Below are 14,301 nucleotides of genomic sequence, written 5' to 3'. Positions count from 1 at the left end.
GGCCCGAACCGTGAGGCGGGGAGGAGGGCCTGCCACCGCGATGGGGGCCAGAAGGGGGCTTGGATGAGGTGGGCATGGCGATTCGCGGCGTATACTCGCAACCCGCGTGAGATACGAGTTGCTCCTACAGACGATGACGCCGGGCATGCCCTACGAGGCGGCGCGGGTGGATGGCCTCCTCTCGCAGAAGCGGGTGACCGTCCGTCCGGACGGCAACCGCCTCTGGCATTTCCAGCACGGCGACGTGGAGGTGGGAGTGCTGCGCGAAGGGGGCCGGGTGGTGGCCACCGAGCTGCGAATCCCCCTCGCCGAGCGCTCGGACCTGGTGCGCGAGGTGGTGGCCGAGGCCGCCCAACTGGCCTCCAAGGCTGGCGCCCGGCTCGTGGACCCCCAATTGGGCCGCTCCCTGGTGGCTTCCGACGAGGGCGTGGTCGCGGACCAGTACATGCGCACGGTGCGCTACGCGGGCGGCGCCTCCGGGATGTCGTCCGAGACGATGGGCGCCTCTTCCTCGTACACGCCGCTGACGACGGAAGGGCCCAGGGGCTTCCAGCCGGGCGCGAAGTTCTTCCTCATCGCCATTGGCGCCTTCTTCTTCCTGTACCTGCTCGTGGACTCGATGCTGTCGGGCCTCGGCGGGCGTTAGGTCCTCCGGGCGGGCATGAAGGCGCCTGCTTGCCCGCAGGGTTGTCCGGCACGAGGGAGCGCTCGGCGTTAGGTTGTGGGCGTGTTCAAGTACTTCCTGCTCGCGCTCATCGTTCCCTTCGTGGAGCTGTACCTCCTGGTCGTCATTGGCCGTGAGGTGGGATTCCTGCCGACGCTCGGCGTGGTGTTGCTGACGGGTGTGGTGGGCTCGTGGCTCGCCCGTCGCGAGGGCGGCAGGGTGATGCGCCGCTGGCGAGACGCCCTGGCCCGGGGGCAGGTCCCCGAGGAGGGGTTGTTCAGCGGCGCGCTGGTCATGCTCGGCGGCGTGCTGCTGGTGATTCCCGGTGTCCTCACCGATGTGGTGGGACTGTCGCTGCTCTTGCCGCCCGTGCGGAGGTTCGTGACGGCGCGCCTTCGCCGTGCCGTGGAGCGACGCATGCGCGACGGCTCGCTGCGCGTCACCACCCTCGGAGGCGTGGGCTTTCCGGGGCCATTCTCGGGCGAGCCTTCCCCCCGCGCTCCGTTCCCCGAGTCGTGGACGGACGACGCGGCGAGCCCGTCCGCGCGAATGCGCTCCGGGGCTTCGCGGTCCGAAGTCGACGCGGAGTTCACCGAGGACGAGCCGCGACACTGAGCCGCGCGGCTCGGGGCCTCAGCCTCGCGGACTCATCCGGGCGCTGCTGAGGTTGGCCTTCAGCGTGGTGGAGCCCGAGCGCCAGGGGCGGGCCTGGTCCGTCAGCCAGCGGCCAAGCCGGGCCACACCCGCGCAGACCAGCAGCAGGCCGAGTCCCACGCCCAACGCGGCGGGAATCCCCAGCGTGGGGCCCACGCGGCTGGCGAGTCCCGCGATGTCCGCCCAGCCGTACACCACCGGCAGGTGCAGGACATAGAGCCACAGTGACAGCCTGCCCAGGGGCGCCAGCAGCCCACTGAGTCGAACGGGGGCCAGGTTCACCACCCCCAGCACCATGAGCCCCTGGCCCACGCGGTAGGCCACCATCCACGCGCTCGCGGGGCCCCAGTCGGCCACCGTGAGCTGGGTGAGCCCGAGCACCCCCGAGCCCAGCGCCAGCAGCGCCAGGCCCTGGGGCCAGCCCGGCTTCAACAGATGAAGCGCATAGGCGGCGAAGGCCCCCGCGAAGAAGAAGCCCGCCCAGGGGAAGAAAGGGAAGCGGCTGCCCTCGCCACTGCCCAGGAACTGTTGGACCGGCGCGGGCAGCCCCACGCCCAGCCGCCACATCGTCGCGCTCGCCAGCGGGACGGCCACGGCCAGGGTGAACAGGACGAGCGGACGGCCTCCTCGCGCGGGCACGAGCGCGAGCAGCACGGAGCCCACGAGCAGCGCGAAGCCGATGCATTGGAGCGCATCGAAGGCGAAGACGCGCGACAGCATCGCGTCCGACCAGCCCATGTCATGCACCGCCGGCCAGCCGGGCCAGTGCAGGACGTAGCCGAGGAACAACAGCAACAGCGACCGACGGACGCGACGACCGAGCGAGTCGCGCGCGGCATTGGGCTTGGTTCCCAGCGCCGCGACCACGGCCCATCCACTCACGAGGAGGAAGAGGGGCGCGGTGATTCCGCGAAAGCTCCAGTAGTGCTGCACCCAGGGATTCAGGCGAGCTTCGGGCGAGAGCAGCGCGTCCAGCGTATGTCCCAGCACCATGGCGAGGACCGCTAGCCCGCGCGCCCCGTCGAGCCCGGGGTGCCGGTTCGATTGCTGCTGGAAGGTGAACGAGGGGCCGAGTCGTTTCACGCGACCCGGAGCATAGGACGACCCAAGGGCCGCGTCTCGAAAAGGCACAGCTGGACGCGGTCTCTGCCACCCTCCGGGCGAGCCACCTGGACGGTCCGTGGGGTGCTACATGCCTGGGCATGCGGACCCTTTCCAAGCGCCTGGTTGCCCCGCTGCTGCTGTTGTCCACCACGACTCCCGCGCGGGCCGCGTCAGGAGATGACTGGCTGGGCTCCGACAAGCCGAAGCACTTCGCGGCGTGCTTCGTCCTGGCGGGTGTGGGTTATGGCGCGGGCGCGCTTCTCTTCGAGCCGCCCGAGGCGCGCTTGTGGACGGGCGCTGGGCTCGCGCTCGGGGTCGGCGTGGGCAAGGAACTGTACGACCTGGGGCGTGGGACGCGCTTCTCGCTCAAGGACCTGGCGTGGGATGCGGCGGGGACGGCGACGGGTCTGGGCGTGGCGTGGCTGATCGACCGGCTCGTCTTCGGTCCACCGTCGAGTGTGGACGCGGCGGCGACGCTACGACGGGATGTTCCGCTCGTCGTGCTCGTCTCCGGAGGACGTGGCGTCGGCCCGGGTCGACAGGAGGTCTTCGTCGGGACGCGCGCGCGCTTCGATGAGTCGCAGCAGCTTCTCGCGCTCCATGAGCGGCTCCACCGTCATCAAGGCACTGCCTTGTCGCGCGCCTCCTCCGGTGACGAGCACGGTAACCTGTCCTCGGGGGCATTGCCGCAAGCAGCCGGTGGGCATGACCCGGACGGAGTCGGAGAGCCCTCGCTCGCTCAGCGAGCACTGGAGCCAGCGCGGCAGCTCGATGCCACCCGACCTGGCGCCGCCCCGCATCAGGCACTTGCGACAGACGAGCACCTCGATGTCCTCGGGCGTCTCGTCCGTCTCCCCAGCGCGTTCATCCCGCATCCATCCTCCTCGTCGTCTTCGGAGCCGGGCACTTCCGCCGCGCGTCATGGCGCGGATGCGCCGCTGCGGAATGACCTGGTCCAGAGGAGGAGGTAGCCGCGCCTCCTCGGCCGCGCAGCCCGGACCCGCATGTCCGTGGAGCGAGGCGGCGAGGGGGCGACCGCTGACGGCGGGGCTGATGGACGCTGAAAGAGGGCGTGGGGTGCGTCATCAAGACGCGGGCGCCACGCGGGAGGTGGACTGGTAGCGTGCCGCCCTGTCCACGCCCCTGGAGTGCCTCATGTCGCGCAATCGGTTCCTGACGCTGCTCACGTTGACCTCGCTCGGCGCGGGTGGGCTGACGGCGTGCGAGCGGAAGCAGGAGGTCGCGCCGCCCGCGCCCGTGGTGGCACAGGCCGCGCCGAAGCCGAAGGGGCCCAAGCCGATGACGCCCGAGCAGCTCGCGCACTTCTTCCGCCCGCTTCCTCTGGCGAAGGATGCGAAGCCCGCGCCCAAGGACACCGAGGCGCAGGTGCTGCTGGGCCGCATGCTCTTCTTCGAGCCGCGCCTGTCGAAGAACCACGACGTCTCCTGCAACACGTGCCACGGCCTGGACACCTACGGCGTGGACAACAAGGCGCTGTCGGACGGGCACAAAGGGCAGAAGGGCACGCGCAACTCGCCCACCGTCTACAACGCGGCGGGCCACATCGCGCAGTTCTGGGATGGGCGGGCGGACACGCTGGAGGCGCAGGCGTCCGGCCCCATCCTGAACCCGGTGGAGATGGCCATGCCGGACGAGCGACGCGTGGTGGCCACGCTGTCGTCCATTCCCGAGTACGTCACGCGCTTCCGCGACGCGTTTCCCGGGGAGAAGCGGCCGGTGTCACTGACGAACGCCGCGCGCGCCATCGCCGCCTTCGAGCGGGGGCTCACCACGACCTCGCGCTTCGACCGCTTCCTCGCGGGCGAACATGCCGCGCTCACCGAGCCGGAGCTGCGCGGCCTCCAGCTCTTCGCCGTCACGGGCTGCACCACGTGCCACAACGGCCCGGCGGTGGGGGGCCTGTCGTTCCAGAAGCTGGGGCTGCTGGAGGACTACCCGGGCCTGACGGACGCGGGCCGGTTCGACGCGACCAAGAACGAGGATGACCGGGGCAAGTTCCGGGTGCCCACGCTGCGTGACGTCGAGCGGACGGGACCGTACCTGCATGACGGCAGCGTGAAGGACCTGCCGACGATGGTGCGACTGATGGCGAAGCACCAGCTGGCGCGGACGCTGACGGACGGGGAGGTGGAGGACCTGGTGGCCTTCCTCACGAGCCTCACGGGGGCGCTGCCGCCCCGAGAGCGCATCGCCGCGCCGCCGCTTCCCCCCAGCACGAAGAAGACGCCCGAGGCAGATCCGTCTTGAAACGTGCTTCCCACCCCGTGCGTTGCTAAACCGCGAGCCCCATGGACCGAATGTTCTTCTACGCCCACTCAGGGCTTCGCTATCTGGTGCTGCTCGCGGGCGTGCTGGCCATCGCCTACTTCGCCTTCGGGTTCGCCACGAAGCGTCCGTTCGACAAGGGCGGACGCATCCTCGGCGCTTCCTTCGCGGGGCTGCTGCACCTCCAGGTGTTGCTCGGCATCCTCGTGCTGGTGACGCGCTTCTATTACCCGGCGCTCATCGGCCACATCGTGATGATGGTGCTGGCCGCCGTCGTCGCGCAGGTGCTCCTCTCGGTCAACCGCCGACGTCCGCAGCCCGGTTATGCGCTGCCGCTGGTGGGCGTGGGGCTCGCCTTCGTGTTCATCATAGGTGGCATCATGGCCATCGGCCGCGGCGTGTTCACCAGCACCGCGATGTGAGCCCGTGCCGCGCGGGTGGAGCAACTCGCTCCCCGCGCGGCTCTTTGTTGCTCGTTTCCGCTGGAGGGCGTGCACCGCTCCCAGCCGGGAGCAGGGCTGCTCGTCGGCCCTCCCTGCACGGAGGTGCGAGCGAGCCCTGCCGACCTCTCGTGGCGCGGACGAGGCCTCCATTGGGACGCGCGCACCCTGTCGAGGTGGAAGCTGCTCGTTGCCGGGGCATGCTCACTGGCCCGGTAGGACGCCGCCTTGGAGGCGTGGCGCGGAGCCCGAGTCCGTTCGTGCCCTGGCAAACGGTGCGTCCGCTCGCGTCACGTGGCGCAAATGCTGCGCTCCCTTCTCACGATTTCCGGTGCTCCGTGCGGCCCTGAGCCGATGAGCCCCCTGGCCTCCTGGTTGCACTGATGCCGCGTGTGCCGAGCAATGGGCTCGGCTTCCCCGTGAGGAGGGGCACACAGCAATGCGGACACGTGTGCTGGGAGGATGGCCGCGTCAGGAGCGAACGCTCGTCCCCATCATTCCGCTCCTGGCCATGCTGGCCGCGCCGTCCGCGCTGGCGCAGGCCTCGGGACAGGGCGCGCAGCTCTTCACCCAGCGGTGCGCGACCTGCCACTCGGTGGGCGAGGGCGACCGGATTGGTCCGGACCTGCATGGGGTGCTGGAGCGTCGCGACGAAGCCTGGCTCACCCGTTTCATCAAAAGCCCGGGCGCGCTCATCGACGCGGGAGACCCCATCGCGGGTGAGTTGCTCGCGAAGTTCAACGGTGTGCGCATGCCGGACCAGTCGTTGTCCGATGCGGAGCGTGCCAGCCTCTTCGCCTTCTTCAGCGAGTGCACGCAGAAAGGGAAGGGCGGCTGCAAGCCCTCGCCCGCGGAGAAGATGGGCACGGACGCGACGCTCGAGGAAATCGCGCGGGGCCGTCGTCTCTTCGAGGGCATCGAGCCACTGACTCACGGAGGCGCAGCCTGCATCGGCTGCCACGACGTGCGTGGCCTGGGCATCGCGGGCGGCGGCACGCTGGGCCCCAACCTCACCTTCGCCTTCGCGCGCATGGGCGAGAAGGGAATGCGGCCCGCGCTCGCGAAGCTGGAGGGGCCGATGATGGGCGCGCTGTACGCGAAGGCGCCGCTCGTCGAGGAGGAGCAATACGCCCTCAAGGCCTACCTCGCGGACGCCTCTCGTGACGGCAGCCGTCCGCGCGCGGACCGCGACTTCTTCTACCTGGGCGTCGTCGGGCTGGTCGCGGCGCTGGGCTTCATCGGGGTGGTCTTCACCACGCCGTCCGCGCGAGGTCACTCGTGAGCGACTCCTTCCTCTTCTCCTTCGTCCCGTACGCGGCGGCGGGCATCGCGCTCGCGGGCATCATCCGCAAGCTGACGCTGCGTGAGGCGCCCGCGCCGGGTTCTCCCTGGACTCCCGCCGGTCGCGCGGTGCTCGCGGGCGCCGCCATCGTCGCGCTCAACCACCTGCTGGGCCTCGCCGCGCCTCGTGCGATGCAGGCCTTCAACGCCTCGCCATCGCGGCTGTTCGCGCTGGAGTCGGTGAGTCTCATCGGCGCCCTGCTGCTGGGCTGGGGATTGTTCTCCCTGACCCTTCGCCGGGCGCGCGAGGGACAGTGGGGCGCGGCGGTCGCCCTGGGGCTGGTGTTCGCCCAGGTGCTCACGGGCGTGTACGTGGCGGTGTCGCTGCGCTGGGGCTCCGCCTGGTACGTCCACGTGGTGGTGCCGTACCTGCGCTCGGTGCTGGCCTTCCAGCCGGACTCGACGCTGATTCGCGGCGCGCCGCTCGTCTTCCAGGTCCACCTGCTCACGGGCTTTGGCCTGTTGGCGCTGGCGCCCTTCTTCCGGATGCGTCGGGTGACGGCACCGGCGCGCTCGCCCGAGCCTGTCGAGTCGGGGCTGCTCGTCACGCCTCATGAGGAGACGCCATGAGCCGCGTCTCCTTCCGTGCCCTGGGCTACGCCGGTGCGCTCGCCGCGCTGAGCCTCGGGGGATGCAGTGGCCCGGTGAACAACCAGCAGGGCCACATGCCCGCGCAGCCGGTGGCCTTCTCCCATGCCGTCCACGCGGGCCAGTACGAGCTGGACTGTCAGTACTGTCACGTGGGCGCGGAGCGCAGTCGTCACGCGGGAGTGCCTTCCGCCAGCGTGTGCATGAATTGCCACGCGCAGGTGAAGAAGGACTCGCCGGAGATCCAGAAGGTGGCGGCGGCGGTGGCGGCGAATGCTCCCATCGAGTGGGTGCGGGTCCACCGCCTGCCGGACCACGCCTTCTTCAACCATGCGAGCCACGTCACCGCGGGGCTGAAGTGCCAGACGTGCCACGGCCAGGTCCAGGAGATGGTGCGCGTGGAGCAGGTGGAGCCCATGACCATGGGCTGGTGCCTGGACTGTCACCGCAAGACGTCGACGGAGTCGCTGACCGCGCCGACGCCGTCCGCACCGCGCGCGGGTGAGCTGCTGGCCCTGTCTTCCGGCACGCCTCTTCCCGAGCCGTTGAAATCCCCCCGCATCCTCCGGCCGCCCTCGGATTGCTCGGGCTGCCACCGCTGAGGACCTCTCGCCATGTCCGACACCCTTCCCAAGTACTGGCAGAGCCTGGCCGAACAGGCCACCGACACCGCGTGGTTCGAGCAGAATCGCGACGAGTTCCCCGAGGAACTCCCGGTGGGCGTCGCGGCCACACCACCGGACGCGAGCAGCCGCCGCGACTTCTTCAAGATGATGGGCCTGAGCGCCGCCGCGGCCATGGTGGCCTGTCAGCGCGCGCCGGTGCAGAAGCTCATCCCCTACGTGTCCCGGCCGGACGAAGTCATGCCGGGCACGGCGCTCTGGTACGCGTCCACCTGCGAGGGCTGCTCCGCGCGCTGCGGTCTGCTGCTGAAGACGCGCGACGGCCGTCCCATCAAGGTGGAGGGTAATGACGAGCACCCCGTGTCGCGCGGAGGTGTGTGCGCGGTGGGGCAGGCGTCCGTGCTCTCGCTCTATGACGCGAGCCGCGCGCGGTTTCCTTCGCGCGCCTGCAATCGTGTGTCGTGGAAGGACCTCGATACGGAGGTGAAGGCCGGGCTGCGCAAGGCGGCCGAGGAGGGCAAGTCCATCCGGCTGGTGCTGCCATGGGTGATGGGGCCCACCGCCGAGGCGGGAGTGAAGCACTTCCTGGCCGCGCACCCGCTGGCACGCACCGTGCGCTACGAGCCGCTGGGTGAGCTGGCCGCGATAGGTGATGCCTGGCGTCTCACGCACGGCGCGCGCGTGGTGCCCGACCATCGCTTCGACCGGGCCCAGGTCATCGCCAGCTTCGGCGCCGACTTCCTGGGCACGTGGGTGTCGCCGGTGGCCTTCACGCGCCAGTACACCGAGGCGCGCGACGCGGCCGGGCGAAGGTCGATGGCGCGGCACTACCAGATTGAGCCGGTGATGACGCTCACCGGAGCTGCCGCCGACCGTCGTTTCGTGGTGGCACCCTCCGAGGTGACGCTCGTCCTGGGCGACGTGGTTCGCCGGCTCGCGGTGAAGGCGGGGCGTTCCGTCCCGGGTTTGAAGGAACTGCCGGCCTCGCGACTGGAGGAAGCCGCGCTGGACGAGCTTGTCGCCGCCCTGTGGTCGCACCGCACGGAGTCGCTGGTGGTGTGCGGCGGTGACGAGGTGGCGTCGCAGGTGCTGGCCGCGACGGCGAACGTGTTGCTCGGCAATGAAGGCACCACGGTGCTGCCGACGGAGGGCGTGGCGCTGGACGAGCAGGCCCTGTCCTACGGCGAGCTGTTGACCGAGCTGGGCGCTGGGAGCGTGGGCGCGGTGCTCTTCCTCGGCGTCAATCCCGCGCATGCGGACCCACGAGGAGACGCCTTGGGCGCGCTGTTGAAGAGTGTGCCGCTCACCGTGGCGCTCAATGACCGGCTGGATGAGACGGCGCTCCTGACGAAGCTGCATGCCCCGGCCTCCACGCCGCTGGAGTCGTGGGGTGACGCGGAGCCTCGTCGAGGTGTGCTCTCCCTGCGCCAGCCCGCGGTGGCACCGCTGCATGACACCCGGGATGCCGTGGAGTCGCTGTTGAAGTGGGCGGATGCCCCCGTGTCCCACCATGACTTCCTGCGGGCTCGTTGGGAGGTGGAGGTCTTCCCGCACGCCACGCAGGCGGGGTCGTCCTTCGGTTCCTTCTGGGACGACGCGGTCCGCCGCGGTGTCGTGACCCTTCCTCTGGCACCGATGGTGCCGCTGTCCTTCCGCGAGGACGCGCTACCGAAGGTGCTGGGCTCGGTGGCCCGTCCGTCCGTGGAGTGGGAGCTGGTGCTGTTCCCCTCGGTGGCGCTGCGGGACGGCGCGCTCGCGAACAACGCCTGGCTCCACGAGGTCCCAGACCCCATCACCAAGGCGACCTGGGGCAACCCCGCGCTCATCGCGCCCTCACGGGCGAAGGAGCTGGGCCTGCGCGACGGCGACGTGGTGCAGGTGCGCATGGGCGGCGAGTCGCTGTCCCTGCCCGTGCTGGTGCAGGCGGGGACGCACCCGTCCGCGCTCGGCATCGCGGTGGGCTACGGCCGGACGCGAGCGGGGCGCATCGGCGACGGCGTGGGCACGAATGTCTTCCCGCTGGCGGCGGTGGTGGACGGGCGCGTGCGGCGCTCGGTGCCGGGGGCGACGGTGGTGGGGACGGGGGAGCGGCAGAAGCTGGCGCTCACGCAGACCCACTCGAGCCTGGAGGGACGGCCGCACGTGCGCGAGGCGGAGCTGGCCGCGTTCCTGGCGAATCCGCGCGCGGGCAACGAGGAGCACGGCGGGCATGGTGGCAACGGCGCCCATCCGCTCTCCATCTGGTCCGGCCATGAGTACAAGGGCCACCGGTGGGCGCTGACGGTGGACCTGAGTGCGTGCACGGGCTGCTCGGCGTGCGTGGTGTCGTGCCAGGCGGAGAACAACATCCCCAGCGTGGGCCGCGACGAGGTGCTGCGGCAGCGCGAGATGCACTGGATGCGCATCGACCGGTACTACCAGGGGGACGAGGCGAACCCCCAGGTGGTGCATCAGCCGATGATGTGCCAGCACTGCGAGAACGCGCCGTGCGAGACGGTGTGCCCGGTGCTCGCGACGGTGCACTCCAGCGAGGGGCTCAACCAGCAGGTCTACAACCGCTGCGTGGGCACGCGCTACTGCGCGAACAACTGCCCCACCAAGGTCCGCCGCTTCAACTGGTTCGACTATCCGCACGACGAGCCGCTGGAGCGGATGGTGCTCAACCCGGACGTGGTGGTGCGCAGCCGGGGCGTCATGGAGAAGTGCTCGCTCTGCGTGCAGCGCGTCCAGGAGGGCAAGGCGGCTGCAATTCGAGAGGGCCGGGCGCTGAAGGACGGCGACATCCAGACGGCCTGTCAGCAGAGCTGCCCCGCGAAGGCCATCCACTTCGGGGACGTGAATGACCCGAACAGCCGCGTGGCGAAGCTGGCGAAGGACGGGCGCGCGTTCCGGCTGCTGGAGGAGCTGAACATCGGGCCGTCCATCACCTACCTCACGAAGATCCGGAACACCGGGTCGGGAAGCGGAACATGAGCCAACAGCACCTGTCCCCGCTGCGCGTGCCGCTGGTGACCGAACCGCGCACCCTGGGCCAGCTCACCGAGGAGATCTGCGCCCCCATGGAGCGCGCGCCCACGTGGAAGTGGTGGGCGGCGTTCGCGATAGCGGTATCCGTGCTGGGCACGGGCGCGGGAATCGTCGCGTACCAGGTGGGCACCGGCATTGGCGTGTGGGGGTTGAACAAGACCATCGGCTGGGCGTTCGACATCACCAACTTCGTGTTCTGGGTGGGCATTGGCCACGCGGGCACGCTCATTTCCGCCATCCTCTTCCTCTTCCGGCAGAAGTGGCGCACCAGCATCAACCGCGCGGCGGAGGCGATGACGCTGTTCGCCGTCATGTGCGCGGCGCTCTTCCCCGTCATCCACATGGGCCGGCCATGGCTGGCCTTCTGGGTGCTGCCCTACCCGAATACTCGCGGCAGCCTGTGGGTGAACTTCCGCTCGCCGCTCTTATGGGATGTGTTCGCCATCTCCACGTACTTCACGGTGTCGGCGGTGTTCTGGTACGTGGGCCTGATTCCGGATCTGGCCACGGTGCGTGACAGGTTGAAGGCGGGCGTGAAGAAGGCCGTCTTCAAGGTGCTGTCGCTGGGGTGGACGGGCTCCCACCGGACGTGGAGCCGCTACGAGACGGTGTACCTGCTGCTCGCGGGGCTGGCGACGCCGCTGGTGCTCAGTGTGCACACCATCGTTTCGATGGACTTCGCCACGTCCGTGATTCCCGGCTGGCACACCACCATCTTCCCGCCGTACTTCGTGGCCGGCGCGGTGTTCAGCGGCTTCGCGATGGTGCTGACGCTGATGATCATCACCCGCGTGGTGCTGGGCTACGAGCACCTGATTACGCTGCGCCACCTGGAGAACATGACGAAGGTCATCATCGTCACTGGTGGCCTCGTCTCGCTGGCGTATGCGACGGAGTTCTTCATCGCCTGGTACTCGGGCAATCCGTACGAGCGCTTCGCGTTCATGAACCGCGCGTTCGGCCCCTACGCGTGGGCGTATTGGATCATGGTGACGTGCAACGTGGTGTCGCCGCACCTGTTCTGGTTCAAGAAGATTCGCACGTCGCCCGCGGCCATCTTCGCACTGTCGTTGGTCATCAACGTGGGCATGTGGTTCGAGCGCTTCGTCATCATTGTCACCAGCCTGCACCGCGACTTCCTGCCCAGCAGTTGGTCCATGTACACGCCGACGATGGTGGAGGTGGGGACCTTCATCGGGACGTTCGGCCTCTTCTTCACCCTGTTCCTGTTGTTCGTGCGCGTGCTGCCCATCATCTCCATCGGCGAGGTGAAGAGCGTCCTGGGCTTCGCCAGGAGCCCTCACAATCACGCCGAGGCACCTCCCCTGGCCCCCGCGCGGGATGCGCTGGCGGAGCCCTCGTTACCCCGACTCAACCCGCCGCTGGCCATCGCCACCCGGAAGGACGTCCCCGTATGAGTACCCCGGTCCTCATCGGCTATTTCGAGCATGAGGCGCAGGTCCTGGATGCCACCCGCGCGGTGCGCGAGGCGGGCCATGATTTGCGCGACGTGTACACGCCCTATGCGGTGCACGGTCTGGATGACGCGATGGGGCTCCGGCCCAGTCGGCTCACCTGGGTGTGCTTTGGCGCGGGGCTCCTGGGCTGCACGCTTGCCTTGTCACTCCAGCTCTACACCAGCGTGGTGAGCTGGCCGCTCAACGTGGGAGGCAAGCCGTTCAACTCGTTCCCGGCCTTCATCCCGGTGACGTTCGAGCTGACGGTGTTGTTCGCCGCGCTGAGCACGGTGGCGGCGTTCCTGGTGAGGGCCCGGCTGTTTCCGGGGAACAAGCGCCCGACGTTGCCCAGGGTGACGGATGACCGGTTCGCCATCGTCATCGCACCGCGCCAGTCCCCGGAGTCGCTAGAGGCGGCCGAGGACCTGCTGCGCCGGCATGGCGCGGTGGCCACGGACTTGAGGGAGGTGGCGCCGTGAGGAAGACCTGGGTGGGATTGGCGGCGCTGGGGCTGGCCGTCGGTGGCTGTGAGCAGGACGAGACGCGCCCGAACTTCGAGTACGCGCCGGACATGGTGGCCTCGGTGCCGTACGACAGCTTCGCGCCCAACCCGAACACGGGGGACGGCAAGACGCTGCTGACTCCGGCGAAGGGCACCGTGCCGCGAGGCCACCTCCCGTTGCACCTGCTCGCCGGACCTGACGCGGCCGAGCGGGCCGGGAGCGAGCTGCGCAATCCGTATCCTTCGTCGCCCGAGGTGGTGGCGCGCGGCCAGACGGCATTCCTGCGCTACTGCTCGCCGTGCCACGGGGCCGGAGGGTTGGGGGATGGCCCGGTGACGGCGCGCTTCCCGATGCCGCCCTCGTTGCTGGCGGAGCACGCGGTGGGACTTCCCGATGGACGCATCTTCCACATCATCACCCATGGGCAGGGATTGATGCCGGCCCACGGCTCGCAGGTGGCGCCGGAGGACCGGTGGAAGCTGGTCCACTACCTGCGCACGCTCCAGAACCCCGCGCGCACGGCGCGCAAGGAAACGCCATGAGCACCCCTATCGATGCAGTCGCTACCGAGTCGCGGGGTGGCTTCGCGGTCTCGCCCGTCTTCCACCGCGCGGCGCAGGTGGCGGCGGGGGCGGGGCTGGGAGTGCTCGTGCTGGGGCTGGTGCAGGCTCCGGAGCGCGCGCTGTCGAGTCTGCTCACCAGCGGCTTCTACTTCCTGTGCCTGGGGTTGGGCGGCGCGGTGTTCCTCGCGCTGATGTACGTGGCGAACGCGGGGTGGTTCACCGTCTTCAAGCGAATCCCGGAGGCGTTCGCGTCCTATGTGCCCTGGGGCGCGGTGACGATGCTGGCGCTGCTGCCGTTCGTCACGAAGCTGTATCCGTGGGCGAAGCCAGGGGTGATGGAGACGGACCACCTGCTCCATGAGAAGGCGGCCTTCCTCAACGTTCCCTTCTTCGCGATTCGGATGGGGGTGATGTTGGCGGTGTGGGTGGGCTTCACGTGGATGTTGCGGCGCAACTCGCTGCGGCAGGACGTGGAGCATGGCGAGCCGTTGACTCGGAAGAACGTCACGGTGTCGGCGGTGTTCCTGGTGCTCTTCTCGCTGACCTTCTGCCTGGCGGCGTTCGACTGGCTGATGAGCCTGGATCCGCACTGGTTCAGCACCATCTACGCGCTCTACAACGTGGCGGGGCTCTTGAGCTCCAGCGTGTGTGCAATCACCGTGGTGGCGGTGCTGCTGCACCGAGCAGGGGCGCTGCCTCGGCTCAACTCCAGCCATCTGCATGACCTGGGCAAACTGATGTTCGGCTTCGCCACGCTGTGGGCCTACCTCTGGTTCTCGCAGTTCATGCTCATCTGGTACGCGAACATTCCGGAGGAGACGGTCTACTTCATCGCGCGGATGCACGGCGGTTGGGAGGTGCCGTTCTATGTGAATGTGGTGCTGAACTGGGCGCTGCCGTTCGTGTTGTTGTTGCCGCGTCCCGCGAAGATGAACCCGAGCCACCTGCTGCGCGTGGCGGGAGTGCTGCTGGTGGGGCGCTGGTTGGATTTGCAGTTGATGGTGGCGCCCGCGCACCAGCCGGAGGGGCTGACGGTGGGGGTGTATGAGCT

The 14,301-nt window shown here is 69.3% G+C and carries 14 protein-coding genes; 13 read left to right on the top strand and 1 reads right to left on the bottom strand.

Annotated elements, in window-relative coordinates:
• Positions 1 to 106: 106 nt before the first annotated feature.
• Together HR086_RS36405 and HR086_RS36400 are read left to right on the top strand one after the other, a co-directional pair.
• Positions 107 to 646 (top strand): hypothetical protein, encoded by a 540-nt coding sequence (locus HR086_RS36405; protein WP_141648065.1) that lies wholly within the window; start codon positions 107 to 109, stop codon positions 644 to 646.
• 81 nt (positions 647 to 727) lie between these two features.
• Positions 728 to 1,279 carry an FxsA family protein gene (locus HR086_RS36400; protein ID WP_141648064.1) on the top strand — a complete coding sequence of 184 codons (552 nt, stop codon included), beginning with the start codon at positions 728 to 730 and terminating at the stop codon, positions 1,277 to 1,279.
• Between the two features lie 18 nt (positions 1,280 to 1,297).
• Here the strand turns inward: HR086_RS36400 and HR086_RS36395 are convergent, their stop codons facing one another.
• The gene (locus HR086_RS36395) at positions 1,298 to 2,401 is read right to left on the bottom strand and encodes an acyltransferase (RefSeq protein WP_371745484.1); all 1,104 of its coding nucleotides are present in this window, start codon (positions 2,399 to 2,401) and stop codon (positions 1,298 to 1,300) included.
• A 119-nt stretch (positions 2,402 to 2,520) separates the two neighbouring features.
• Between HR086_RS36395 and HR086_RS36390 the strand changes: the two genes are divergently transcribed.
• From HR086_RS36390 to HR086_RS36340, 11 genes are all read left to right on the top strand, one after another.
• A complete protein-coding gene (locus HR086_RS36390; protein ID WP_174467920.1) occupies positions 2,521 to 3,393 on the top strand; it encodes a YfiM family protein in 873 nt (290 codons plus the stop codon).
• Positions 3,394 to 3,577: 184 nt separating this feature from the next.
• Positions 3,578 to 4,690 (top strand): cytochrome-c peroxidase, encoded by a 1,113-nt coding sequence (locus HR086_RS36385; protein ID WP_174467919.1) that lies wholly within the window; start codon positions 3,578 to 3,580, stop codon positions 4,688 to 4,690.
• 41 nt (positions 4,691 to 4,731) lie between these two features.
• Positions 4,732 to 5,130 carry a hypothetical protein gene (locus HR086_RS36380; protein ID WP_174467918.1) on the top strand — a complete coding sequence of 133 codons (399 nt, stop codon included), beginning with the start codon at positions 4,732 to 4,734 and terminating at the stop codon, positions 5,128 to 5,130.
• Between the two features lie 457 nt (positions 5,131 to 5,587).
• Positions 5,588 to 6,430: a c-type cytochrome gene (locus tag HR086_RS36375; protein ID WP_174467917.1), complete on the top strand. Its 843-nt coding sequence runs from the start codon at positions 5,588 to 5,590 to the stop codon at positions 6,428 to 6,430.
• Positions 6,427 to 7,059, top strand: coding sequence for a respiratory nitrate reductase subunit gamma (locus HR086_RS36370; protein ID WP_174467916.1), 633 nt, complete (start codon positions 6,427 to 6,429; stop codon positions 7,057 to 7,059). The genes HR086_RS36375 and HR086_RS36370 overlap by 4 nt, the downstream gene beginning before the upstream one ends.
• Positions 7,056 to 7,679, top strand: a complete 624-nt coding sequence (locus tag HR086_RS36365; RefSeq protein ID WP_174467915.1) for a cytochrome c3 family protein — start codon at positions 7,056 to 7,058, stop codon at positions 7,677 to 7,679. The genes HR086_RS36370 and HR086_RS36365 overlap by 4 nt, the downstream gene beginning before the upstream one ends.
• A gap of 12 nt (positions 7,680 to 7,691) precedes the next feature.
• Positions 7,692 to 10,673, top strand: a complete 2,982-nt coding sequence (locus HR086_RS36360; RefSeq protein WP_174467914.1) for a TAT-variant-translocated molybdopterin oxidoreductase — start codon at positions 7,692 to 7,694, stop codon at positions 10,671 to 10,673.
• On the top strand, positions 10,670 to 12,145 hold the full coding sequence (gene nrfD, locus HR086_RS36355; RefSeq protein WP_174453169.1) for an NrfD/PsrC family molybdoenzyme membrane anchor subunit: 1,476 nt from the start codon (positions 10,670 to 10,672) through the stop codon (positions 12,143 to 12,145). The genes HR086_RS36360 and nrfD overlap by 4 nt, the downstream gene beginning before the upstream one ends.
• On the top strand, positions 12,142 to 12,663 hold the full coding sequence (locus tag HR086_RS36350) for a DUF3341 domain-containing protein (protein ID WP_174453170.1): 522 nt from the start codon (positions 12,142 to 12,144) through the stop codon (positions 12,661 to 12,663). Before nrfD ends, HR086_RS36350 begins: the two co-directional genes overlap by 4 nt.
• Entirely contained in the window at positions 12,660 to 13,229 is a 570-nt protein-coding gene (locus tag HR086_RS36345; protein ID WP_174453171.1) for a cytochrome c, read from the top strand. The genes HR086_RS36350 and HR086_RS36345 overlap by 4 nt, the downstream gene beginning before the upstream one ends.
• On the top strand, positions 13,226 to 14,301 hold a 1,076-nt coding region (locus tag HR086_RS36340), incomplete at its 3' end, for a hypothetical protein (RefSeq protein ID WP_174467913.1). The genes HR086_RS36345 and HR086_RS36340, both read left to right, overlap by 4 nt.

Source organism: Myxococcus sp. CA039A, assembly GCF_013336645.1.
Taxonomy (GTDB): domain Bacteria; phylum Myxococcota; class Myxococcia; order Myxococcales; family Myxococcaceae; genus Myxococcus; species Myxococcus llanfairpwllgwyngyllgogerychwyrndrobwllllantysiliogogogochensis.
Note: the sequence above shows the minus strand (reverse complement) of the source record. Positions and strands in the feature narration are given on the sequence as shown.